The sequence below is a fragment of the Sphingomonas sp. PL-96 genome (assembly GCF_020707215.1).
In the GTDB taxonomy this organism is placed as follows: Bacteria; Pseudomonadota; Alphaproteobacteria; order Sphingomonadales; family Sphingomonadaceae; genus Sphingomonas.
On the sequence record NZ_JAJFET010000006.1, the window covers coordinates 210434 to 232628 of the forward strand.

Annotated in this window: 23 protein-coding genes; 4 read left to right on the forward strand and 19 right to left on the reverse strand. The window is 69.1% G+C overall.

The window, feature by feature from the left end; genetic code table 11:
* Window positions 1-4: 4 nt before the first annotated feature.
* The 3 genes from LK533_RS12670 to LK533_RS12680 are packed head-to-tail and all read right to left on the reverse strand — an operon-like array spanning window position 5 to window position 2284.
* A complete protein-coding gene (locus LK533_RS12670; RefSeq protein ID WP_229363429.1) occupies window positions 5-1204 on the reverse strand; it encodes a spinster family MFS transporter in 1200 nt (399 codons plus the stop codon).
* A gap of 52 nt (window positions 1205-1256) precedes the next feature.
* Window positions 1257-1778, reverse strand: coding sequence for a YceD family protein (locus LK533_RS12675; protein ID WP_229363362.1), 522 nt, complete (start codon window positions 1776-1778; stop codon window positions 1257-1259).
* Entirely contained in the window at window positions 1775-2284 is a 510-nt protein-coding gene (locus LK533_RS12680; RefSeq protein ID WP_229363363.1) for a ubiquinol-cytochrome C chaperone family protein, read from the reverse strand. The genes LK533_RS12675 and LK533_RS12680 overlap by 4 nt, the downstream gene beginning before the upstream one ends.
* Window positions 2285-2401: 117 nt before the next feature.
* On the opposite strand from LK533_RS12680, the gene LK533_RS12685 reads away from it, so the two are divergent.
* A complete protein-coding gene (locus LK533_RS12685; RefSeq protein WP_229363364.1) occupies window positions 2402-2893 on the forward strand; it encodes an outer membrane protein assembly factor BamE in 492 nt (163 codons plus the stop codon).
* A gap of 126 nt (window positions 2894-3019) precedes the next feature.
* Complete coding sequence (locus tag LK533_RS12690) at window positions 3020-3475, forward strand: RcnB family protein (protein ID WP_229363365.1); 456 nt, start codon at window positions 3020-3022, stop codon at window positions 3473-3475.
* Between the two features lie 42 nt (window positions 3476-3517).
* On the opposite strand, the gene LK533_RS12695 is transcribed toward LK533_RS12690, so the two are convergent.
* Entirely contained in the window at window positions 3518-4297 is a 780-nt protein-coding gene (locus LK533_RS12695) for an SDR family oxidoreductase (RefSeq protein ID WP_229363371.1), read from the reverse strand.
* Window positions 4298-4398: 101 nt separating this feature from the next.
* Here LK533_RS12695 and LK533_RS17995 point away from each other — a divergent pair, with 101 nt between their 5' ends.
* Window positions 4399-6558, forward strand: a complete 2160-nt coding sequence (locus LK533_RS17995; RefSeq protein WP_229363372.1) for a histidine kinase dimerization/phosphoacceptor domain -containing protein — start codon at window positions 4399-4401, stop codon at window positions 6556-6558.
* Window positions 6559-6566: 8 nt separating this feature from the next.
* Here the strand turns inward: LK533_RS17995 and LK533_RS12705 are convergent, their stop codons facing one another.
* The 15 genes from LK533_RS12705 to LK533_RS12775 all read right to left on the reverse strand — a co-directional run bounded on the left by LK533_RS12705 (window position 6567) and on the right by LK533_RS12775 (window position 20822).
* Window positions 6567-7085, reverse strand: a complete 519-nt coding sequence (locus tag LK533_RS12705) for a biliverdin-producing heme oxygenase (RefSeq protein WP_229363373.1) — start codon at window positions 7083-7085, stop codon at window positions 6567-6569.
* Window positions 7086-7475: 390 nt separating this feature from the next.
* Window positions 7476-8873: a UdgX family uracil-DNA binding protein gene (locus LK533_RS12710; RefSeq protein ID WP_229363374.1), complete on the reverse strand. Its 1398-nt coding sequence runs from the start codon at window positions 8871-8873 to the stop codon at window positions 7476-7478.
* A 1-nt stretch (window position 8874) separates the two neighbouring features.
* Window positions 8875-9360, reverse strand: a complete 486-nt coding sequence (locus tag LK533_RS12715; protein ID WP_229363375.1) for a hemerythrin domain-containing protein — start codon at window positions 9358-9360, stop codon at window positions 8875-8877.
* 67 nt (window positions 9361-9427) lie between these two features.
* Window positions 9428-10675, reverse strand: coding sequence for a putative DNA modification/repair radical SAM protein (locus tag LK533_RS12720; protein WP_229363376.1), 1248 nt, complete (start codon window positions 10673-10675; stop codon window positions 9428-9430).
* 162 nt (window positions 10676-10837) lie between these two features.
* The gene (locus LK533_RS12725) at window positions 10838-12325 is read right to left on the reverse strand and encodes a hypothetical protein (RefSeq protein WP_229363378.1); all 1488 of its coding nucleotides are present in this window, start codon (window positions 12323-12325) and stop codon (window positions 10838-10840) included.
* An 84-nt stretch (window positions 12326-12409) separates the two neighbouring features.
* Window positions 12410-12814, reverse strand: coding sequence for a hypothetical protein (locus LK533_RS12730; protein ID WP_229363380.1), 405 nt, complete (start codon window positions 12812-12814; stop codon window positions 12410-12412).
* Window positions 12815-12854: 40 nt separating this feature from the next.
* Window positions 12855-13391: a demethoxyubiquinone hydroxylase family protein gene (locus LK533_RS12735; protein WP_229363381.1), complete on the reverse strand. Its 537-nt coding sequence runs from the start codon at window positions 13389-13391 to the stop codon at window positions 12855-12857.
* A complete protein-coding gene (locus LK533_RS12740; RefSeq protein ID WP_229363383.1) occupies window positions 13388-13864 on the reverse strand; it encodes a disulfide bond formation protein B in 477 nt (158 codons plus the stop codon). The genes LK533_RS12735 and LK533_RS12740 overlap by 4 nt, the downstream gene beginning before the upstream one ends.
* Window positions 13864-15201 (reverse strand): S41 family peptidase, encoded by a 1338-nt coding sequence (locus tag LK533_RS12745; RefSeq protein WP_229363384.1) that lies wholly within the window; start codon window positions 15199-15201, stop codon window positions 13864-13866. The genes LK533_RS12740 and LK533_RS12745 overlap by 1 nt, the downstream gene beginning before the upstream one ends.
* An 80-nt stretch (window positions 15202-15281) precedes the next feature.
* Window positions 15282-16460 carry a murein hydrolase activator EnvC family protein gene (locus tag LK533_RS12750; protein WP_229363385.1) on the reverse strand — a complete coding sequence of 393 codons (1179 nt, stop codon included), beginning with the start codon at window positions 16458-16460 and terminating at the stop codon, window positions 15282-15284.
* Window positions 16460-16882, reverse strand: a complete 423-nt coding sequence (locus tag LK533_RS12755) for a 23S rRNA (pseudouridine(1915)-N(3))-methyltransferase RlmH (RefSeq protein ID WP_125959063.1) — start codon at window positions 16880-16882, stop codon at window positions 16460-16462. Before LK533_RS12755 ends, LK533_RS12750 begins: the two co-directional genes overlap by 1 nt.
* A 12-nt stretch (window positions 16883-16894) precedes the next feature.
* Window positions 16895-17299, reverse strand: coding sequence for a ribosome silencing factor (gene rsfS, locus LK533_RS12760; RefSeq protein ID WP_229363386.1), 405 nt, complete (start codon window positions 17297-17299; stop codon window positions 16895-16897).
* Window positions 17300-17307: 8 nt separating this feature from the next.
* Window positions 17308-18003, reverse strand: a complete 696-nt coding sequence (locus LK533_RS12765; protein WP_324255300.1) for a nicotinate-nucleotide adenylyltransferase — start codon at window positions 18001-18003, stop codon at window positions 17308-17310.
* Between the two features lie 259 nt (window positions 18004-18262).
* Window positions 18263-19303: an aldo/keto reductase gene (locus LK533_RS12770; RefSeq protein WP_229363390.1), complete on the reverse strand. Its 1041-nt coding sequence runs from the start codon at window positions 19301-19303 to the stop codon at window positions 18263-18265.
* 235 nt (window positions 19304-19538) lie between these two features.
* A complete protein-coding gene (locus LK533_RS12775) occupies window positions 19539-20822 on the reverse strand; it encodes a glutamate-5-semialdehyde dehydrogenase (RefSeq protein ID WP_229363430.1) in 1284 nt (427 codons plus the stop codon).
* A gap of 77 nt (window positions 20823-20899) precedes the next feature.
* Here LK533_RS12775 and LK533_RS12780 point away from each other — a divergent pair, with 77 nt between their 5' ends.
* On the forward strand, window positions 20900-21970 hold the full coding sequence (locus tag LK533_RS12780) for a DUF3667 domain-containing protein (protein ID WP_229363391.1): 1071 nt from the start codon (window positions 20900-20902) through the stop codon (window positions 21968-21970).
* The last annotated feature ends 225 nt before the right edge of the window (window positions 21971-22195 follow it).

Below are 22195 nucleotides of genomic sequence, written 5' to 3' on the forward strand. Positions count from 1 at the left end.
GTCGCTACTCGTCCACCCAGTCGCGCGGCAGCACCCGCGCCGCCGCCGCCATCAGCGCGCCTGCCAGCAGATAGAACACCAGCGCCGCCAGCAGCGCATAGCGCAGCGCCTCATCGCCCAACTGCGGCGTCAGCGCCTTTGACAGCGCGCCCACCAGCCACGATCCCAGCCCCAGCCCGATCAGGTTGTTGATCAGCAGGAAGCACGCGCTTGCGGTGCTGCGGAGGGCACCCGGCACCAGCTGCTGCACCGCGGTCAGCAGCGGCCCGGGCCAGGCATAGACCAGCGCCTGCGGCACGACGAACAGCGCGAACGCCGCGGCCCAAGACGCCGAGAGCAGCCCCGCCGCCATCAGCGGCACGCCCGCGACATAGGCGATCGCCGGCACCAGCGTATAGGCACGCTTGGTCCGCCTTCCCCAGCGATCGGCGATCCCCCCGCCCAGCAGGATGCCCGCAACCCCGCCGGTGAGCAGCAGCGCCCCGACGAACCGCCCGGTCTCCGCCAGGTCCAGCCCGAAGCTGCGCATCATCAGGCTCGGCAGCCAGAAGGCGATGCCATAGCCGGCGGTCGATCCGGCGGCGCCGCCCAGCGAGAGAAGCCAGAAGCTCGGCTTGCGCGCCAGCATCCCGAACACCGGCCGCATCGCGCCGCGCTCGACGGGGCCGCCTCGCGGCGGATCGCGCACCAGCAGCCGGAACACGGGCGCGGTAAGCAGCCCTGCGACGCCCATCACCACGAACGCCGTGCGCCATTCGACCGCCGCCGCGATCGCGCCGCCCAGCAACACGCCGACGGCCGACCCGATCGGGATCCCCAGTCCGTAAATGGCCAGCGCCCGCGCGCGCTTGCCCGGCGGAAAGGTGTCGGCGATCAAGGCATAGGAGGGCGCGACGCCCCCCGCCTCGCCGACGCCCACGCCCACCCGGAACAGGAACATCTGCGCAAAGCCTTGCGCGGTCCCGCACAGCGCCGTGAACCCGCTCCAGACGGCCAGGCTGACGGTGATCACCCAGCTGCGGCTTGTCCGGTCGGCCAGCATCGCGAGCGGAATCGCCAGCGTGCAATAAAGCGCCGCAAAGGCGAGCCCGCCCAGCATCCCCAGCTGCGCATCGGAGAGGCGAAGGTCCGCCTTCACCGGCATCGCCAGGATGCTCAGGATCTGCCGGTCGAGGAAGTTGAAGCTGTAGACGAGCAGCAGCATCGCCAGCACCACACCGGGCCGGCGGTGCGGCGAACCAGCAGGTGCCGGCACCTTACTTCAGCTTGTCCTTGAGCACCGAGAACGCCGTGAACGGCTCGACCTCGTCCTCTCGCACCACGCCCGCCTCACGCAGGATTTCATCCGCGTTCGGCGCGCGCGGGAACGGATCAAGCGCCAGCGCCAGCGTCTCTGCCGCCGCCTCGCCCAGGTCGATCGCCCCGCCTTCGAAGAACATCGTGTCGCATTCCTCGGCCGACAGCTCGAGCTCGTCGCCCTCGGGCGTGCCCTCGGGCAGGAAGCGCAGCTGGAAACGCTCGTCGATCTTGGCCGGCACCGGCTCGGCGGTCGCCACGCAGCTTTGCACCACCGCCCCCTTGAGGGTCCCCGACGCGATCACCCCCGCCGCATCGCGCCGGAGCGTGAAGTCTGCAGCCAGCGCGTCGATCGACACGAGCCGGAACCGCTTGGCCAGTGCTGCGCGCTCCTCGGGCGTCGCCTCTACCTGAACTTCGCTGTCGCCGGTGCCGATGCGGTCGAGCCGGTGGGGTCGGCTGAATTCGGGCGTGGGGGTCATTGGGGAAGCCTTCCAGCAAGCAGGGTGTCGATCGCCGTCGCTGCCAGTCCGGCGTGCAGCGCCTCCAGCGACGTCACGGCGTGGGTGAGCGGCGCTGCGCCCGGGTTCTCGCCCCGGTAGAGGTTGCGCAGCAGCGCGGGCGCCAGCGCGCCTGCCGCCAGCCCCTCGCGATAGGCGCCAAGCCGGCCGCCGAGCATCGCCATCATCCGGCCGATATGCTTGCCGACCACGATGTCACCGATCCCGGACTGGCGCAGCTGTCCGTCCATGTCGTCCACGAACCGCTCGGCCAGCCGCACTGCCGGCATCGCCCCCTCGGCCGTGTCCTCCAGCCGCAGAAGCACCATCGACAGCACCGCCGCCAGCATGTCGAACCGGCCGTCGGTAGTGTCAGGCACTGCCCCCTCGACATACCAGTGCGGCTGCCGGGCGCGTGCGACCACCGCGTTGTACAAGGGGTCGAGCGGATCGGGCGGCGGCGTACGGAACAGGTCGAGCAGGCGCATGACGGCTTTCGAAAGACATATGGAAACGGCGGGCGGCCTTGTCGCGCACCGTCAGCCCGCATATTGAGGCGATCGGCGCGCGATGCAATCGCCCGCCGGGTTTGCTGGAGGAAGTCGATGAAGCTGTTTGCGCACCACGGCGTTGCCGTTGCAGCCGTGGCGCTGGCCGCACTGTCCCTTGGAGGCTGCACGCGCGTGCGCACGCACCAGGGCTATGTGATCGATGCCGACCTTGTGAACGCCGTCCAGCCAGGCGTCGACAATCGCGACTCGGTGACCAGCACGCTGGGCCGTCCGACCTTCACCAGCCAGTTCGGCGGCGGCGACAGCGAATGGTATTACCTGTCGCGCGACAGCCGCAACCTGGCGTTCAACCGGCCAAACCCGGTCGAACAGACCACGATCCGTGTCCGCTTCGACCAGAACGGCACGGTTCGGGCGATCGATCGTACGGGCCTCGACCAGGTCGCGTCGATCAGCCCGACGGGCAAGAAGACGCCGACGCTGGGCCGCCATCACAGCTTCTTCCAGGATCTGTTCGGCAACATCGGCACCGTGGGCGCCGCCGGCATGGGTGGCGCGGGCAGCGGCAACCCGAACCAGCAGTAAGAACGGCGGCTGCGCCGCGTGGCGCAGCTTTCGTTTCGCTGACCAGGCGGTTTGCCGCCCGTTCAGCGACGCACGCCTATTCCTCTTCGCATCGGGCATGGTCCCGCTGTGTAAGAGGAGGTTGTGATGCGTACCCTGATCCTTGCTGCCTTGGCCGCCGCTACGACGCTGTCGGGCGTGGCGAATCCTGCCGCGGCCAGCGCCCAGTCCCGCTATGATCCCCGGTTCGAGCGACCCGGCGACCGGCATGTCGAGCGGCGCGGCGAATGGCGCCGGGACGATCGCCGCTATGCCCGCGACCATCGCTGGGGCCGCAACGACTGGCGTGACTATCGCACTCAGAACCGCCGGCTCTATGCCCGTGGCGGCTGGCAGGCGCCGTTCCGCTATTCCACCTTTCGCGCCGGCGGCCGCATCGCGCCGTCCTATTACGGCACGCGCTACGTGATCGCCGATCCGTGGCGCTATCGCCTGCCGCCTGTGCGCCCCGGCCAGCGGTGGGTGCGCCACTATGACGACGTGCTGCTGGTCGACCAGCGCCGCGGCCGTGTCGTTGACGTGATCCGCGGCTTCTATTGGTAACGGCGAGCGGCCGGGGTTGCGATCCCGGCCGCCCGTGCGGGGCTACAGGATTCCCGGAAAGGCGCCGCCGTCGATCAACAGGCTTTGACCGGTGATGTAGCCGGCCTGGGCCGAGCAGAGAAAGGCGCAGGCAGCGCCGAATTCGGCCGAGGTGCCGAGCCGCTTTGCCGGGATCGAGGCTTCGCGCCTGGCGCGTTCCTCGGCCTCGGTGGCGCCGGATTTTGCAGCCGCCTGGGCGACGATGCTGGCGATGCGGTCGGTGTCGAATGAACCCGGCAGCAGGTTGTTGATCGTGACGTTCGCGTGGGCGACCGACCGCGCGACGCCCGCGACCAGCCCGGTGAGCCCGGCACGCGCGCCACTCGACAGGTCGAGGCCGGGGAGCGGCATCTTCACCGAGCCGGAGGTGATGTTGACGATGCGGCCGAACCGCCGCTCGATCATGCCGGGCAGCAGCGCGTGGATGAGCAGCGTCGGCGTCACGAGGTTGCTTTCCAGCCCGGCCCGGATCTTGTCAGCGTCCAGCTCTTCGAACGGGCGCAGCGGCGGGCCGGCATTGTTGTTGACCAGGATGTCGGCGTCCGGTGCTGCGGCGAGCAGCGCCTGTCGGCCCTCCTCGGTGCCGACGTCGGCGGCGATCGTGATGACCTCCGCACCCGTTTCGGCCCGGAGTGCCGCTGCCGTCGCTTGGAGCCGTGCCGGGTCGCGGCCGTTCAGGACGACGCGGGCGCCGGCGCGGGCCAGCGCCTCCGCACAGCCGCGGCCGAGCCCCGCGCTGGAGGCACAAAGAATGGCCGTCCGGCCGGCGATACCAAGATCCATGCTCTGCTCCCGTCTGTTGTCCATCCGGCGACGCGCGCGGACATTTGCGTTACCAGCCCGCATGCGGCATTTTAGACGCCGGTCAATGGGTAGAGTAGCGCGTGACGACGGTTGAGAAGTTCCAGAGTGACGCGCCGCTTGGCCAGGATCTTACCGCCTGCGATCGGGAGCCCATTCATCAATCGGGTGCGATCCAGCCGCATGGATTGATGCTGATCGTCGATGCAGCGACGCTGCGCACCGTGGCGGGTGCGGGCGATCTGGAGACGCGGCTGACGCCGGACTGGCTCGACCAGCCTATCGAGGCGCTGATCGATCAGGACGTCGGCACGCTGTTGCAAGGGGCGGACGTGGGGCCGGGCGGAACGCTGCGCCTGGCGCCGGTGGCTGCGCCCGAAGGTTTGCTGGAGGCCAGCCTGCATCGGTCCGGCGACATGCTGATCGTCGAGCTGGAGCCGACGCCCCTTCCCCCGCGATCGGCGGGCGAGGTGCTGGTCGGGCTGGAGCGCTCGGCCGCCACGTTCGAGCGTGCCGCCGACCTGTTGCAGCTGTGCGAGCGCGCTGCGCTCGCTTTCCGTCAGCTCACCGGGTTCGACCGGGTAATGATCTACCGCTTCCTGGACGATGGCGCGGGCGTCGTGCTGGCGGAGGATCGCGCGGAGGGCCTGGACAGCTTCCTCAACCATCATTTCCCGGCGTCCGACATCCCCCGCCAGGCGCGGGCGCTCTACGTGCGCAACCGGGTGCGAGTGATTCCGGATGCGGACTATGTGCCGGCGCCGATCCGGCCCCGTTCGGCGAATCTGGCGGGCATCGACCTGTCCGACGTGGCGCTGCGCAGCGTGTCGCCGATCCATGTGCAGTACCTGCGCAACATGGGGGTCGGGGCATCGGCGTCGATTTCGATCGTGCGCGACGGCGTGTTGTGGGGGCTGGTCGCCTGCCACCATAGCAGCCCGCGCCGGATGGACCCTGAGGTCCGCGCTGCCGCACGAGCGCTGGCAAGCGGTCTCGCGCGCCAGATCCGCGCGCAGGAGGAGGCCGAAAGCTATCGCGAGCGGCTGCGGCTGCACGCGGGCGAGGACATGGTGACGGCGCGGCTGACCGACGACGTGCCGCTGCGGATCCAGTTGGGCAAGTGCGGCAAGGAAATGGCGGATTTCCTGGACGCGGACGGCTTTGCGCTGGTCTGCGGCGAGACCGTCACGCGCAGCGGCCACTGTCCGGAAGCACCGGAGTTGCTCGAGCTGGCCGAATGGGTGATCGGACAGGGCGGCGGATTGGTCGTCAGCCGGGAACTGGCCACGGTGTTTGCGCCGGCCGAGCGCTATGCCGCGGTGGGGAGCGGGCTGCTCGCCATGCCGATCGACGGCATTGATTGCGTGGCCCTGTGGTTCCGCATGGAAGAAGTGCAGCGCGTCAATTGGGCGGGCAACCCGCACAAGGCCGTCGAGGCCGTACCGGGGGCAGTGCTGACGCCGCGCGCCTCGTTCGAAAGCTGGTCGCAGATCGTGCGTGGCCAGTCGCGCCGCTGGACACTTGAAGAAGTAAACGCCGCCCACCGGTTGCGCGGCGTGCTGCACGACCTGCGCCAGAGTGCGCGGCTGCGCGAGCTCAATCGCCAGCTGTCGGTCGCGAACCAGGAGCAGGAGCTGCTGCTGCGGCAGAAGGACGTGCTGATGCACGAGGTGAACCATCGCGTGCAGAACAGCCTGCAGCTGGTGTCGGCGTTTCTGGGCATGCAGGCGCGTGCGGTGGGCGATGCGGCGCTGACCAGCCACTTGACCGAGGCACAGGCGCGGCTGTCGGCGGTGGCGCTGGTGCATCGCCGCCTGTATCGCGACGATCAGGTCGAAGCGGTGGAGCTGAGCCGTTACCTCGATGAGCTGATGGCCGACATGCGCGGCTCGCTGGGCGCGGATTGGGGATCGGCGCTGCGCGTCTACCTGGCGCCGGTGCTGGTGCCGACCGGTCGTGCGGTGGATATCGGCCTGATCGCGACCGAGCTGGTCATCAACGCGACCAAATATGCCTATCCCGGCAGCACCGGTCCGATCACCGTGATGCTGGAGCAGCACCGCGCCGACCTGCGGCTGATCGTCGAGGATCAGGGCCGCGGCAAGAGCGGCAATGGCGAAGGCTTTGGCAGCCGGATGATGAGTGCGCTGGTCGGGCGCCTGGGCGGGGAATTGATCTATGAAGACAACAAACCCGGGCTTCGCGTGATCCTGTCCGCGCCGATCGAGGACCGGCGGGGCTGACCCTGCCGTCAGGCGGCTTCGGCTGCCTGCTGAAAGAGCGTGAAGCCAGCGGCGGCACCGGCGAGCGCCTGCGTGATCCAGGCGTTGCCCCCGTTTTCGCCTGCGCGGTCGAGCCAGGCGAGCAGCGCGCGCCAATCCCCCTTGCCATGCGCGGCGGAGAGATAGCGGGCCGGGAGGCCAGTGCCGACCTGCCGCGCGAGATAGACGCCGCCCAGGCGGGATCCTTCGATCACATAAGTGAGGCCCGCGAGGGCAGCGGCACCGGGCGGGAGCGCCAGCGGCAGCCGGGGCGGCAGCGCCCAGCCCAGGTCGTGGAGGTCTGCCTCCAGCAGCGGGGTGCGTGGGCTCCAGGCGGGCAGGCTGGGCTCGGCGGCCATCGCCGCTTCGGCTGCGGGGAGCGCGCGGGCGTGCGCCACCAGCATGGCGGCGTAGCGGTCGCGGCTCTGCAGGTCGAAGCGCGCAAAGGCGGCATCGACCCGGTCGTGGGCGGCGCGGGTGGTTTCGCGGAGGGTGGCGCTGGCGAGCATGCGCGCGGTCTAGACAGGGGCGGCGCCGCGGTCGAGCCTGATGGGTGGGGAGGGGGATTGCAGCCTAGTGTCCTGAGTGCCGTATCCCGGGATCAGCTGAAGCGGCAGAACAGCGCGAGGCGCTCTGAAACCCTGGGCTCCTGCCTGCGCAGGAGCACGGATTGGGAGTAAGCAGGTCTCGCGAACGCCGCGAGCCGAGCCGGCGGCTCAGTTCGCGAGCGGACGAACGGCGTGATCTCTCAGGCGCTTGCGTGCTCCTGCGAAGGCAGGAGCCCAGGGTTTCTACACGAGGACCGCTGTTGCTCTGCCTGCCCTGGATTCCGGCCGTGCCGCGGCTGGATTGGAGGCGCAGCGTCCCAGCTTTCCGGCGCAGGCAACGGAGGGCCGCCGCTACCCCAGCCGTGCCGCCGCGATGCGGAGGTCTTCCACGAAGCGGGCGTATTCTTCCTCGGCCTTGGGCTTGTCGGGGATGCGCAGGAGGTAGCTGGGGTGGACGGTGATCCATGCTTCGCCGCCGCTGGGGAGCGCGATCGCCTGGCCACGTTCGCGGCTGATGGTGACGGTGCGACCCAACAGCGAGCGGGCGGCGGTGGCGCCAAGGGCTACCGTCACCTGCGGCTTCACCAGCGCGGTTTCCTGTTCGATCCACCAGCGGCAGGCGTCGATCTCGCCCGCATCGGGCTTGGCGTGGATGCGGCGCTTGCCGCGCGGCTCGAACTTGAAGTGCTTGACCGAATTGGTGACGTAGACGGTGCTACGGTCCACGCCGGCTTGGGCGAGCGCGCGGTCGAACATCTGGCCCGCGGGGCCGACGAAGGGCTTGCCGGCCAAGTCCTCCTGATCGCCGGGCTGTTCGCCGACGAACATCAGCCGTGCGTCGACCGGGCCTTCGCCGAACACGGTCTGGGTTGCGGGTTTCCACAGGTGGCAGCGCTTGCAGCCCATCGCCTCTTCGCGCAGCGCCTCCCATGCGGCCTGGATGTTGCCGCCCACCTGGGTGCGGGCCTTGTCGATCATGCCAGCCTCTCGTGCCTGGGCGCCCGCGATCAGCTGTCCGACCAGCGCGGTCTCGGGCATGTTCTTCCAATATTTGCGCGGCATCTCCTTCAGCATCGCGCCCTTCTTGAGCCGCGCCGGGTTGAAGATGGAGGCGTAATAGGTCTTCCACACCTCCTCGACCGGGTCGCCCTCGGGCGCGTCGGCCCGGGTGGCGCCGGGGCCTTCGGTCAGCAACTCGCCGTCCCAGTGCAGCGACACTTCTGGCGTCAGGATCGACCAGCGCATGCTGGCGAAGCGGTTTACGAAGAAGGCGGCGTTGGCGCGCACGATATGGTGCTCGGGCTCGAACCAGGCGACGTAGCGGCTGGTGCCGTCGTCCTCCGGCACTTCGCGGAAGCGCAAAAAGGCGCGCATCTTGTGGATGTCGCGGCGGACTTCCTTGGCCTGGCCTTCCAGCTTGCGGACGAGCGGGTCGGCGCGGTCCTCGATCAGCCGGGGCTGGGTGCGGAGGCGACACAGCAGCGTGTAGAGCAGCGCGAAGCGATCGGGCGCCGAGGACATGACCACGTCGCGGGCGAGATCGAGGAAGGCGCGCGGGACCGAGAAGCCGGGGCCTGCGGGGGAGGCCGCCGGGGGTGCTTCGGGCGCCCCTTGCGCGAACAGGTCCGCGACCGCGTCGCCGGTGCGCCACACCACCTGGTCGGGCGCCACCCCCTCGGCCGCGAGCCCGCGCGCGGCGTCGCGCCACGCGTCGAAATCATCGGGGGCCGGAAGGGTGACGCCGCGCACGTTACTCGCGCTCGTCGCTGCCGGGCGGGTTGGCGCGGGCTTCCTCCAGCTCCTTGGGCTTGCGGTCCTCGTAGATGTCGGCGAGCCTTTCTTCGGTCGCGTCGTCCAGCTCCTCGGCGGCGGCGGGGAACATCTCTTCCTCCTCCTCGTCGATGTGGTGCTCGTAGCGGCGGCGCATATGGAAGAACTTCTCCTTCCATTCGTCCGAGTCGAACTCGAGGTTCATGAGTTCGCCCAGCACGTCGTCGACTTCCTTGTGCTCGGAGACCGAGTGGCGGGCGTCGTCGCGAAGTTCGGGGTCGCCGAGCATGGTTGCGTAGAGCGACTCCTCTTCGGCGGCGGCGTGGCTCTGCAGCTCGAGGCGGAACTCCTCGAACAGCTGCTGGCGTTCTTCGGCAGGCGTGGTGAAGTCACCGAGCTCGGCGAGCATGGTGCGCTGCTTGTCGTGGTCGCGCTTCAGATCCTGGTAGATGCGGGCGTCCGCCATGATGATCCTCCCTGGGTTCGACGGGACAACCGGCGGCGGCGCGCGGCGTTTCACCCGCGAATCACTCTCAGGCGGCGAACAGCTCCAGCTGCTGCTTCTTGGGCGCGACCAGTGGCTTCAGCTCCGCACGATCGGCGAGTGCGAGCGGTCGCCAGTCGTCGGCGATGAGGAAGGGGCGAAGCTTCTTGATCGAGACGGTGAGGCGGGCGACGTCGTCGAGGCGCAGGCGGCGCCAGCGACGGGCGGACAAAATCGCGTTGACCGCCTTCACGCCCAGCCCGGGCACGCGCAGCAGCGCCTCGCGGGGGGCGCGGTTGACGTCGACGGGGAAGTTGTCGCGGAACTTCAATGCCCAGGCGAGCTTGGGATCGATGTCGAGCGGCAGCATGCCGGTCGCGTCGTCGGCGGCGGCGCGCACCTCGTCGGGCTTGTAGTCGTAGAAGCGCATCAGCCAGTCGGACTGGTAGAGCCGGTGTTCGCGCATCAGCGGCGGTCGCTGGAGCGGCAGCACGGCCGACGCCTCGGGGATGGGGCTGAAGGCGGAGTAATAGACGCGGCGCAGCTCGAACCGGTCGTAGAGGGTGGCGGCGCGGCCGACGATGTCGCGGTCGGTTGCGGCATCGGCGCCGACGATCATCTGGGTGGACTGGCCGGCGGGCGCGAAGCGGGGGGCGCTGCGGTAGCGCTTGCGCGCATCGGTGCCGTCGGTGATCGCGGTGCGCATGCCGTCCATCGCGCCCTCGATCTGGGTCTCCGACTTTTCTGGCGCGAGGCGCTTGAGGCCGCTGGTGGTCGGCAGCTCGACGTTGATCGACACGCGGTCGGCATGGAGCCCGGCCTGGTGGATCAGCTCGGGATCGGCATCGGGAATGGTTTTCAGGTGAATGTAGCCGCGGAAGTCGTGGTCTTCGCGCAAGGAGCGGGCGACCTCGACCATCTGCTCCATCGTGTAGTTGGACGAGCGGATGATGCCGGAGGAGAGGAACAGCCCCTCGATGTAGTTGCGGCGGTAGAAGCTGAGGGTCAGGCGCACGACCTCTTCCGCGGTGAAGCGCGCGCGCCGTACGTTCGAGCTTTTGCGGTTGATGCAGTAATGGCAGTCGAAGATGCAGCTGTTGGTCAGCAGGATCTTGAGCAGCGAGATGCAGCGGCCGTCAGGCGCATAGGCGTGGCAGATGCCCATGCCCTCGGTCGAGCCCAGCCCCTTGCCGTCGCGCGAGTTGCGCTTGGCGGTACCGGAGGACGCGCAAGAGGCGTCGTACTTCGCAGCGTCCGCGAGGATCGTCAGCTTTTCGCGGGTGTCGAGCTGCGCCATCTGTTCTATCTATGTTCGAACGGGTGGTGGCGCAAGGCTGGAAGATCAGCGGGTTAGGTTGACGAGCGCTTCGCATCCACCGTTCGTGCTGAGTAGCGGCTGAGCTTGTCGAAGCCCGTATCGAAGCATCCTTCGATACGCCATTTCGACTACGCTCAATGGCTACTCAGGACGAACGGCTTTCTGTCGTGAGAGAGCGACAGAACCGCCGTCGGCGCGCCATGCCAACCACGCGACGAATCCCAGCAGCGGCAGCGCGACCAGCGCCCAGATGCCCAGGCCTTCCCACGGCGTGAAGCCCAGCCATTCGTCGGCGACGGTGCGGAGGTAGCCAGGCGCGAACCGCTCCAACAGGACGGAGCGCCAGACCGCGTACTCGAAGAAGTCCGGCGCGGCGATTTCGGCCGAGGCGATCATCAGGTTGATCGCGATCGAAATCGCCAGCAACTGGGCTGCGAGCAGCTTGCCGACCGGCGTGCGCAGCAGCGACCAGAAGCTGGCGAGGCCGATTGCTAGGAAGCCGAGCGCGGGGACGGCATGGCGCGGGCCGGTCGAATGGCCGCCGTCCCAGTAATAATAGGCGGCGTTGTAGAGGAAGGGCAGAATGCTCAGCGTGATCGCGAGCACGGCCAGGTCGCGGTGGCGGCGATCGCCGTAGAGCCAGGCGAGGCCGATCGGCGCCAGCACCAGCACCGGCGAGACCCACAGGATGCCCCGGCGCGGGCCGAACACGATCTCCCACAGCACGTGCGGCTTGGGATAGGTGAGGCCGAAGAACCCCTGCTGCATGCCGGCGAAGTCGGTGACCCCGGAATAGCCGGATTGGAACGGCGATCCGAACGCAAAGGCGTTGTAGGCGAACAGCGGCAGCACCGCGACGAGGGCGACGCCGGCGGCAGCGAGCATCACCGGCAGCCGCTGCGCCCAGGCCCATCCGCGCATCCGCCACAGCGCCCACAGGCCGATCGGCAGCGCCTCCAGCACCAAAGGCGGCTCGATCACCGCGCCCCAGCCGAGCGCCAGACCGGCGATCGCGGCATAGCCGATGCTGGCGCGGGTGCCGCCGGGCGTGCGGGTGCCGCGCCACACCGCCCAGACGGCGATCACCAGCATCGCGCCGGACGCGGCATGGCCGAAGATGGTGGTCGCCCAACCCCAGGCGATCGAGCCGAGCGCATAGCCGGCTGCCCCGAATAGCCCTGCCTCGCTGCTGCCGGTGATGCCGCGGCCCAGGTCGAACAACAGCATGGCGGCGATGGCGACGAACAGCGCGGAGGTGAAGACGGCGGTCAGGCGGACCCGGATCTTGATGAAGCGGTTGAAGCCTGGATCTTCGTTGCGGATGCGGTGGAACTCGGCATTGTCGCCGGTCACCGCATCAGCGAGCGCGACGAAGGGCACCGCCATCAGCGTCATGCCCGGTGCCTTGTCGGTGTAGAAATGGTCGCCGAACTGCGCGCGGTCGATCGTCAGCGCGGCATATTCATCGATGGTGGCGTCGCCCTGCTCGACCAGCGAGACGGCGGCGTACATGCGGGTGGCGTTGTTGGGATTGAACTCCCACGAGCCGAACCAGCCGCAGGAGAACCACACCAGCACGAACAAGGCCCAGGCGATCGGATCGCGTCTCAGTCCCGTCTGCCGCGTCATGCCGTCGCCGTCACCCACCGTCCAAGAACGGTGCGGCTACGACGGCAGCGGCGACAAGGCAATGCGCCGCGGGTTGGACGCCGCTTAAGGCGCGTCAGCCTCTGCCTGAGCCTTGGCGGCGCGGCGCTCCGCCTTCCAACGGTTGGCGTTCTGGACAAAGCAGCCCGACTGGCCGCTGGCGCCCACGGTGCTGCAGCTGCCGACGCCGGTGGCGCCCGCCTCAAGCCCCGACTGCTGGCGCACGGCCCAGCTCTGCTGGTCGGGCGAGGCCTCGGTGGTGCGCAGCTCCTTGGGAATGCGGAACCGCTCTTCCTCGCCGCGGCGCACGCAGACGACGATTTCCTCGCCATTGGCGTTGGTCGGGCATTTGTCGTTGCCATAGATGACCAGCACGCCGTTCTGCGCGGCATTCTGCGCGACCGCGGGGGCGGACAGGCCCAGCACCGGCGCACCCAGCCCGATCGCCGCCATCACCATCCACTTCGCCATCGGTCGTTCTCCTGTTGCCGCCGTCACAACGCGGCACATCTCATATGCGTTTCGATGCGGCGATTGCCACCCGGCAGCCGAGCCGGATCACGGCCGACAGCACCGGATAGCCGATCGCCTGTTCGGCGCCATGGGCAAGCGCGGCTTCCTTGTGCTCCAGCTCCTCGGCCTGGAACTCCAGCACCGCGGCCGACAGCTCCGGTTCCTCATCGCGAAGTTCAACGAGCTGCTGGTCGTAATGCTTGTCGATCTCGGTCTCGACCGCCGCGGTGCAGGCCATTGCCGCCTCCGGGCCGATCGCGGCAGTGACCGCGCCCAGCGCAAAGCCGGCGACGCTCCAGAACGGCTGGAGCAGGGTCGGGCGGACGCCGCGCTCGGCGATCATGCCGTCGAACCAGGCGCGGTGGCGTTCCTCCTGCTTGGCCATGCCGACGATCTCGCGCGCGAGCGGCGTGCGATCGCCCATCACGGCGAGCTGCCCCGCATAGATGCGCGTCGCGCCAAATTCGCCCGCCTGATCCACGCGGATCATCTGCGAGACCGGTTCCCGCCGGTCGCCGGGTCGCCATCGCTTCATGCGCGTTTTCCTGCCAGCACAAAGATTGCCAACGCACCGGCGAGCGAAAAGATCGCGTTGAACCCGGCGAGCGAAATTCCGGCCAGCGTCCATTGCGGCACGTCGCAGCGGATCACCGGCGCCTTCATGATCGCGTCGAGCATGTCGCCACCGCTGCCCGAGAACGGCGTCGCGCAGCCGGTGATGCCCTGCCACCACCCATATTCGACGCCGGCGTGAAAGACGCCGACGCCGCCGCTGATCGCAATGGCGACGCCGGCGAGCACCACCAGTGCGACCCGCGCGGAGGTGCGAGGTGCCACGAAGCTCAGCAGCGCCAGCACGATGGCGGCATAATGCGGCCAGCGCTGCCAGTGGCACATCTCGCATGGGTAGAGCCCGCCGAGATATTGCGACCCGAGCGCGCCCGCCATCAACGCCACGGGGACGAGCAGCGCGAGCCAGCGCGCCGCCTGAAGATTGCCGCCGCGCATCAACGCTTCCGGGCCGGCGTCGCCGTCGCCACCGCCCGCGGCGCAGGGCCCAGGCGGCCGAGCGTCTGGAGGGCGTAGTGGAGCTGGAAGTCCTCGATGCCGCGCTTCTTGAGCGCCTCGGCGCTCTCGGTGAAACGGGGATCGGGCTTGCCGTCGTCCTCCAGCACCGAATTATCGACCTTGGCTTCGTTGATGAGGTGGCGGCGCAGGTCCGCCTCGCGGAACACCGGCCGGTCCTTGTAATCGGGGTCGGAGATCTGCGGCACCTTCAGGTCGGGCTCGATGCCGCCCTCCTGCACCGAGCGGCCCGAGGGCGTGTAGTAGCGCGCGGTGGTGAGGCGCAGCGCCGTCTCCGGCCCGAGCGGCAGCAGCGTCTGGACGGAGCCCTTGCCGAAGGTCCGCTCGCCCATGACGATCGCGCGGTGATGGTCCTGAAGCGCGCCCGCGACGATCTCGGACGCGGATGCCGTGCCCGCATCGACCAGCACGATGATCGGCAGGCCCTGGGTCAGGTCGCCGGCCTCGGCATAATAGCGTTCGATGTCGGTCTTCTCGCGGCCGCGCTGCGAGACGATCTCGCCATGGTCGAGGAACACGTCGGAAACCTCGATCGCCTCGTTCAGCAGGCCGCCACCGTTCTCGCGCAGGTCGACGATATAGCCCAGCGGCTTGTGGCCGAGCGCCTTGTCGATCGCGGCGACCGCGGCGCGGGTGTCGGCGCCGGTCTGGGCGGAGAACGTGTTGATGTTGATGATGCCGATGCCGTCCTTCACCTCCCACTTCACGGGCTTCTGGACGATGATCTCGCGCGTCATGGTAGCGGTGATCGGCTTTTCCTGGCCCGGGCGGACCAGCGTCAGCGTGACCTTGGTATTGGCGGGTCCGCGCATCTGCGAAATCGCCTCGTCCAGCGAGCCGCCGTAGATCAGCTTGCCGTCGATGTGCGTGATATAGTCGCCGGCCTTGATACCTGCGCGTGCCGCCGGCGTGTCCTCGGTCGGGGCGATGACCTTGATCGCGCCGTCGATCATGGTGACGGTCAGGCCCAGGCCGCCGTAATTGCCTTCGGTCGCGATGCGCATGTTGTCGAAATCGAGCGCGTCGACATAGGAGCTGTGCGGGTCGAGCGCCGCGAGCATGCCCTGGATCGCCCCCTTCACCAGCACCTTGTCGTCGACCTTGTCGACATAGGAGGCACGCACGCGATTATAGACATCCATGAAGGTGTCGAGCTCGCGGTAACTGTCACTGTCGACCTGCGCCATCGCGCCGTTGGCGATCGGAACCAGCGCCAGCGCGCCCACGATCGCAGTGGCCTGAAGGAACGGGCGAACCATGCGGGGAACCTTATGAACGGACATGCTGCACCGGAATAGCGTCAAAGCGAGGCTGCGTAAAAGGAACTCTGGGCGTGGCCTCAGCCGAGCATGGTGGCGAGGTCGATCGCCTCGCCGTGGCGGCGCAGTTCGATGGTGATCCGGGGCGCGTCTCCGCCTGGCGCAATGCCGAGCGGCGTACCGGCGGCGACGTTCGTGCCCCGCGCGACGCTGGCGCGGCTGAGCCCGGTGATCAGCGTGGTCCAGCCGTCGCCATGGTCGATCAGGAGGATGGTGCCATAGCTGCGGAAGCTGCGAGCAAGGAGCACGCGTCCGGGGAGCGGGGCGACGATGCGGGCGCCGGGCTCCACCGCAAGCGTCAGCCCGCGGGCGCGTACGCCGGCGTCGGAGATTTCGCCAAAGCCCGTGACGACGCGGCCGGCGACCGGCAGGCGGTAGGGCGAGCGGTGGAAGGGCGTGGCGTCGGAGCCGGGGCGCAGCAGCGGGCCGGACAGCGTTTCCAGCTGGTGCGCGGTGACGGCGGCAACCTCGCTCTCCTCCATCTGGTCGACGATGTCGCGGGCACGTTCGCCAAGCGCGATCGCGCGGTCCGATTCGACGAGCGCGATGCGGCCGAGGTCTCGCGACCGCAGCCGTTGCTGCGCCTCCACCCGCACCAGCTGCAGGCGTTCGTCCTCCAGGCGGCGGCGGCTGGTGCCGAGCGCCTGGAGGGCAAGCGCTGCCTGATGGCGGGTGCGCTGCACCTCTGTCACTTCCGCCCGGATCGCGCCGGTGCGCTGGCGGACGGCGGGCAGGACGGTTGCGAGCACGGCACGGACGTGGACGGCGTCGGCGGTGGAGCCGGGCTGGGCGACGGCCGCCACCGCAGGACGCCTGGCGAGCGACTGGAGCGCTGCCATCAGCCGCACGATCGGGTCGCGGCGGCGGGCAAGCTCGTCGCGGCGCTCGGCAAGCAGGCGGCCGACCAGCGCGACGCGGGCTTCGGCAGCGCGATGCTCGGCCTCGGCTGCCTCGATTCGCGCGGCCATGCGGCGCTGCTGCGCGGCGGCGCGATCGGCGGCGGTCAGCGCGGCCGCGGCCTGGCGTTCAAGCGCCTGCGCCCGCGCTTCCGCACGGTCTGCCTCCAGCTTCGCCACACGCAGCCGCTCGCGCGGGGCGTCGAGCGGGGAGGGGGCGGCAACTCCGGCGGCGACGCCCAGCATGGCCACGCCGGCGGCGAGCGCGAGCAGGGCCGCCGCGACGGTTCCGCCGCGGCGCATCAGCCCTCGCGATGATAGGGGTGGTTGGAAAGGATGCTGGCGGCGCGCCACAGCTGCTCGGCAAGCATGGCGCGGGCCATCATGTGCGGCCAGGTAAGACGGCCGAACGAAATCAGCAGGTCGGCCTCGCGCCGGTCGGCATCGTCGAAGCCGTCGGCGGCGCCGATCAGGAACCGCGCCTCGCGCACCCCGTCGTCGCGCCAGTTCCCCAGGATCTGTGCGAATTGGCGGGACGGCATGTCACGGCCGGTTTCGTCGAGCATGACGATGCGGGTGCCGGGTTCGCGCGGCGGCACTTTGCCGCCCTTGTCGGGCAGCTCGGTAACGCGGGTCGGCCAGGTGACGCGTTTGAGATAGCGGTCCACCAGCTCCGCTTCGGGACTGCGCCCGATGCGCCCGCGCGCGACGATATGCAGCAGCACGGGCGCGAAAGGTCAGGCGGAGGCGGGCGGGTTGCCGGTTGACCCCATCGTCGGCGTGTCGCCGAACGCCCACATCCGCTCCAGATTGTAGAAGGTGCGGACCTCCGGGCGGAACAGGTGGACGATCACGTCGCCCGCGTCGATCAGCACCCAGTCGGCGGTCGGCAGGCCTTCGACGCGCGGGCTGCGGCCGAACTCGGCCTTCACCTTGTCGGCGATCTTGGTGGCCATGGAGGCGACCTGACGGCTCGAACGGCCGGAGGCGACGACCATATAGTCGGCGATGCTGGACTTGCCGGCGAGCGGGATCGAAACGGTTTCCACCGCCTGATCGTCATCCAGCGAGGTGAGGACGAGGCGGTGGAGCGCCTCGACGTCGTCGGTACCGCCTTCGCGTGCGGAAGAGGGGTTGGGCAACTTGTCTCCTAGCCTTTCATGGCCGTGCGCGTGGGGATGTGGTTCGGCGTCGGGTGCCGGTGCCAGGCGGGATCGGCGGCCCGGATGCCGGTCGCCGAGGTCGGATCGGGGCGGAAGCGCAGCAACACAAGTGCCGGCAAACTCCAATTCGTCCATCGTTTCGCCTGGCCTGCGGGCCGCGCATGGCGCCGCAGCCAGCCCATCGCGACACTTGCGCGGGCTCGTCGATCATACCCCGGACGCGCGACAACCGCAATCGGCATGGTGCGCGCGATTTCGCGCCACCCGCGCCAGCGATGGAACTGGGCGAGATTGTCGGCGCCCATCACCCAGATGAAGTCGTGATCGGGGAAGCGCGCGCGGAGCTTGCGCAGCGTGTCGAGGGTGTAGCGCGTGCCCAGCCGCCGCTCGATATCGGTAGCGCGAATGCGCGAGTGGCGTGCCATGCGGGTGGCGGACGCCAGGCGCGCGGCGAAGGGCGCCATGTCGGTCGCGTGGTCCTTGAGCGGATTGCCCGGCGACACCAGCCACCACAGCGCGTCGAGCTCCAGCGCGCGGATTGCTTGCAAGGAGATGCCGCGGTGGCCGCGATGCGCTGGATTGAAGGAGCCGCCGAGAAGGCCGATGCGGGACATGGCCTGGCGATGCCAGTGTTGCGCCGCGGGTGCAACGGCGTGGGTGCTGTGGTGGGAATCGGGTCGCACCACGTGCGGTACCCGGCGAAGGCCGGGGTCCGGTTGCGGTGACTGCTGTTCGGCGTGCCACGCAGCCGCCTTCTCCTGGACCCCGGCCTTCGCCGGGGTACGAAGCATGTTCGGGGGTGCGGCAGCGCGGGCCACCCCCGTTTGCGCGCGCCGTGCTCCTGCGCAGGCAGGAGCCCAGGGTTCCGCGCGCACCGGTCGTTGTTCTGCTTGGCCCTGGATCCCTGCCTGCGCAGGGATACGGTTTTGCTCGGGGCGGGGGTTAGCGCTTGCGGGCCGCCGCGAGCGCCGGTGCGCGGTATTCGGCCTGACGTTCGATCATCCAGCCTGGATATTCTGGCGCCAGCTTGCTCGCCGCGTCCAAGGACGCGAGCTGGTCCGGGGTGAGCTGGACGTCGACTGCGGCGAGGTTGTCCTCCAGCTGGTCGACCCGCTTGGCGCCGACGATGACGCTGGTCACGACCTTCTGGTGGAGCAGCCAGGCGAGCGCGATGCGGGCGACCGACACGCCATGCGCTTCTGCAATCGGGTCGATGGCGGAGAGCACCGCCTCGCCGCGGGTCTGGTCGACCGGCGGGAAGTTGAAGTTGGTACGACGCGCGTCGCCATCTCCGCCGCCGGCGCGGTACTTGCCCGAGAGATAGCCGCCGGCAAGCGGGCTCCACACCATCAGGCCGAGCCCTTCGGACTCCATCATCGGCGCAAGCTCGCGCTCCAGGTCGCGGCCGGCAAGGGTGTAGTAGGACTGCACCGTCTCGAACCGGGCAAAGCCGCGGCGCTCGGAGATGCCGAGCGCCTTGGCGATCTGCCACGCCGCCCAGTTGGACACACCGACATAGCGGACATGACCCTGTGTCACGAGATCGTCGAGCGCGCGCAGCGTCTCCTCGATCGGAGTCACCGAATCCCAGCCGTGGATCTGGTAGAGGTCGATATGATCGGTGCCGAGCCGCTTGAGGCTGGCCTTGACTTGATCGAGCAGGTGCCCGCGCGAGGCGCCGCGGTCATTGTGGCCCGGACCCATCGGCCCGAATGCCTTGGTGGCGAGCACCACATCTTCACGCCGCAGCCCCAGGTTGCGGATCGCCTGGCCGGTGATCTCCTCCGACAGGCCGTTGGAATAGACGTTGGCGGTATCGATGAAGTTGACGCCGGCATCGACCGCGGTGCGCAGCAATGCGTCGGCATCCGCCTGCTGCACCTGGCCGACCGCCTTGAACATGCCCTCTCCACCGAAGGTCATGGTGCCGAGGCAGAGTTCGGACACGAACAGGCCGGTACGGCCGAGCTGGTTGTAATGCATGGAGCCTCCTGAGCGACGCGCGCCCGGCAGATGGGGAGGCCATTTCGCCCGTGCAACCGATCGGTACGAAAAAGCTCCGCGTCAGGGCAGGACCTAATCCCGCGCCGTGCTCCTGCGGAGGCAGGAGCCAGTGTTTCGCGCGCTAACGGCGGTTGCGCTGCTTCGCCCTGGATCCCTGTCTGCGCATGGATACGGCAGAACTGACGGGACTGTTGCGTCCTGGGAAAAGGTCGCGTCAGGGGCGGGTCTGGCCGGTGCCGGTGACGGTCCATTTATAGGTGGTGAGCCCTTCGAGCGCGACGGGGCCGCGCGCGTGGAGCCGGCCGGTGGAGATGCCGATCTCCCCGCCCAAGCCGAACTCGCCGCCATCGGCAAACTGGGTGGAGGCGTTCCACATCACGATCGCCGAATCGACCCCGTTGAGGAAGCGTTCGGCCGTGGCCGCGTCCTCCGTCACGATCGCATCGGTGTGGCCGGAGCTGTGGCGGGCGATATGGGCCAGTGCGCCTTCCACGCCGTTGACCCGTTTCACCGACAGGATCGCGTCGAGATATTCGGTGTCCCAGTCCTCGTCCGCCACCGGGCGCACGCGTGGGTCGATCGCCTGCACGTCGGCGTCGCCGCGCAATTCGCAGCCAGCGTCGAGCAGGGCCGCGAGCAGCGGCGCGGGATCGGCAAAGCCGTGGTCGATCAGCAGCGTCTCGGTCGCGCCGCAGATGCCGGTGCGGCGGAGCTTGGCGTTGACCACCAGCGCCTGCGCCATCGTCGGGTCGGCGGCGCCGTCGACATAGCTGTGGTTGATGCCGTCCAGGTGGGCGAGCACGGGCACGCGCGCCTCCGCCTGGACGCGCGCGACCAGGCTCTTGCCGCCGCGCGGCACGACCATGTCGATCAGGCCCTCGGCGGCGAGCATTGCGCCCACGGCGGCGCGATCGGTGGTGGGGACCAGCTGGATCGCATCGGCCGGCACGCCACCGGCGACGAACCCGCGCTGCATGGCCGCATGGAGCGCGCGGTTGCTCTCGATCGCTTCCGACCCGCCGCGCAGGATGGCGGCATTGCCGGCCATGACGCACAGCGCGCCCGCATCGGCGGTGACGTTGGGGCGGCTTTCATAGATGATGCCGATGACGCCGATCGGCACGCGCACGCGGCGCAGCACCAGCCCGTTGGGGCGGCGATCCTCCGACACCAGCGCGCCGACCGGATCGGGCAGGCCGGCGATCGCCTCCACGCCGGCAGCCGCGCCTTCGAGGCGCGCCGGGTCGAGGCGAAGGCGGTCGAGCAGCGCGGCGCTCAACCCGCGCGCCTCGCCGGCCGTGACGTCACGCGCGTTGGCGGCGAGGATCGTGGACGCGTCGGCGCGGATCGCGGCGGCGGCGGCGCGCAGGGCGGCGGCTCGGGTTTCCGTCGGCAGCGCCGCGAGCGTCCGGGCGGCGGTGCGGGCGCGGGTGCCCATCGCACGCACCAGGGCGACGGGATCTTCGGGCAAGGCGGCGGAGGCGAGTTCGGCGGACATATGCGTCACGCTAGCATGTCCGCGCGCGCCCCCCAAAGCCCCTCGACAGCCCTGGCGGACGTGATAGCCTTCCGAGCATGGGGGAAGTCGAAACAGGGGGCGACGTCGTCGCCGGGGGGCTGGTCGCGCGCGCGATCGAGCCGAGCGCGGGTGAGGGCCGGGCGCACCCGCCCGCGCACCTGGGGGGCCACGCGCACGGGCTGTGCCTGAACTGCGGGACCGCGCTGATCGGGGCGCATTGCCACCGCTGCGGCCAGGCGGGGCATATCCATCGGACGTTGCATTCGGTCGGCCACGACCTGCTGCACGGCGTGTTCCACTTCGAGGGCAAGATCTGGGACACGCTGCCGATGCTGGTCACGCGTCCGGGCGCGCTCACCCGCCGCTATGTGGAGGGCGAGCGGGCGCGGTTCGTGTCCCCGCTGGCGCTGTTCCTCTTCACCATGTTCCTGATGTTCGCGGTGTTCGGCTGGGCTGGTGTGGGCAGCTGGATGCAGAACGAGACGTTCCCGGCGCACATCGTCAAGGTGGATGCCGGGGATGCCGAGCGCCTGCAGGCCCGCATCGCGGAGCTCGATCGCGCGATCGCCCGCGGCGATGCCAGGGGAGAGGCGGCGCGCACGCTGCAGATCGAACGCTATGCGACGGAGCAGGAGCTTGCCGTCGCGCAGGGGCATAGCGGCATTCCCGCGATGCTGCGCCGGCTGGGCGTGCAGCTGGAGGGCAACGGCTACAAGAAGCTCGGCCACAAGCTGCAGAACCCGGAGCTGCTGCTCTACAAGATCAAGTCGAGCAGCTATAAATACAGCTGGGCGTTGATCCCCCTGTCGCTGCCGTTCATGTGGATGCTGTTCGCCTGGCGCCGGCAGTATCGCATGTACGACCACGCGATCTTCGTGATCTACTCGATCAGCTTCATGAACCTGCTGTTCGTGGTCATGGCGCTGTGCAGCCTTTCGCCGCTGCTGTCGTGGCTGGATGCGTGGCTGCTGCTGGTGCCGCCGATCCACATGTTCGCGCAGCTGAAAGGGGCATACCGGCTGCGCACGTTCAGTGCTGCTTGGCGGACGGTGGCGCTGCTGTTCGTAACGACGCTGGTGCTGTCTATTTTCGTGTCGCTGCTGGTGGTGCTCGGGGTGATGGGGTGAGGCGGCGCTGCTGCGAGGGCGGCGGCAGGAGGTGGGGAATACGGTGACGGCAGCGGTCGAGGCCCTGGGCTCCTGCCTGCGCAGGAGCACGGCTAGGTCGTAGAGTCGTCAAAGCGGACGGGCGGTAATCGCCCGGTAACCGACATTCAGCGCCTTCAATCTGTTAGCTTTTGAACGGGTTCTTTTCCTTCATTGTGCCGCTGAGAGCTGCGCATGTCACATCGA

What these genes read in the sequence shown, in the direction of transcription:
- LK533_RS12670 (WP_229363429.1), bottom strand. Translation starts at nt 1,204, where the DNA reads ATGCTGCTGCTCGTCTACAGCTTCAACTTCCTCGACCGGCAGATCCTG.
- LK533_RS12675 (WP_229363362.1), bottom strand. Translation starts at nt 1,778, where the DNA reads ATGACCCCCACGCCCGAATTCAGCCGACCCCACCGGCTCGACCGCATC.
- LK533_RS12680 (WP_229363363.1), bottom strand. Translation starts at nt 2,284, where the DNA reads ATGCGCCTGCTCGACCTGTTCCGTACGCCGCCGCCCGATCCGCTCGAC.
- LK533_RS12685 (WP_229363364.1), top strand. Translation starts at nt 2,402, where the DNA reads ATGAAGCTGTTTGCGCACCACGGCGTTGCCGTTGCAGCCGTGGCGCTG.
- LK533_RS12690 (WP_229363365.1), top strand. Translation starts at nt 3,020, where the DNA reads ATGCGTACCCTGATCCTTGCTGCCTTGGCCGCCGCTACGACGCTGTCG.
- LK533_RS12695 (WP_229363371.1), bottom strand. Translation starts at nt 4,297, where the DNA reads ATGGATCTTGGTATCGCCGGCCGGACGGCCATTCTTTGTGCCTCCAGC.
- LK533_RS12705 (WP_229363373.1), bottom strand. Translation starts at nt 7,085, where the DNA reads ATGCTCGCCAGCGCCACCCTCCGCGAAACCACCCGCGCCGCCCACGAC.
- LK533_RS12715 (WP_229363375.1), bottom strand. Translation starts at nt 9,360, where the DNA reads ATGGCGGACGCCCGCATCTACCAGGATCTGAAGCGCGACCACGACAAG.
- LK533_RS12720 (WP_229363376.1), bottom strand. Translation starts at nt 10,675, where the DNA reads ATGGCGCAGCTCGACACCCGCGAAAAGCTGACGATCCTCGCGGACGCT.
- LK533_RS12725 (WP_229363378.1), bottom strand. Translation starts at nt 12,325, where the DNA reads ATGACGCGGCAGACGGGACTGAGACGCGATCCGATCGCCTGGGCCTTG.
- LK533_RS12730 (WP_229363380.1), bottom strand. Translation starts at nt 12,814, where the DNA reads ATGGCGAAGTGGATGGTGATGGCGGCGATCGGGCTGGGTGCGCCGGTG.
- LK533_RS12735 (WP_229363381.1), bottom strand. Translation starts at nt 13,391, where the DNA reads ATGAAGCGATGGCGACCCGGCGACCGGCGGGAACCGGTCTCGCAGATG.
- LK533_RS12740 (WP_229363383.1), bottom strand. Translation starts at nt 13,864, where the DNA reads ATGCGCGGCGGCAATCTTCAGGCGGCGCGCTGGCTCGCGCTGCTCGTC.
- LK533_RS12745 (WP_229363384.1), bottom strand. Translation starts at nt 15,201, where the DNA reads ATGGTTCGCCCGTTCCTTCAGGCCACTGCGATCGTGGGCGCGCTGGCG.
- LK533_RS12750 (WP_229363385.1), bottom strand. Translation starts at nt 16,460, where the DNA reads ATGCGCCGCGGCGGAACCGTCGCGGCGGCCCTGCTCGCGCTCGCCGCC.
- LK533_RS12770 (WP_229363390.1), bottom strand. Translation starts at nt 19,303, where the DNA reads ATGCATTACAACCAGCTCGGCCGTACCGGCCTGTTCGTGTCCGAACTC.
- LK533_RS12775 (WP_229363430.1), bottom strand. Translation starts at nt 20,822, where the DNA reads ATGTCCGCCGAACTCGCCTCCGCCGCCTTGCCCGAAGATCCCGTCGCC.
- LK533_RS12780 (WP_229363391.1), top strand. Translation starts at nt 20,900, where the DNA reads ATGGGGGAAGTCGAAACAGGGGGCGACGTCGTCGCCGGGGGGCTGGTC.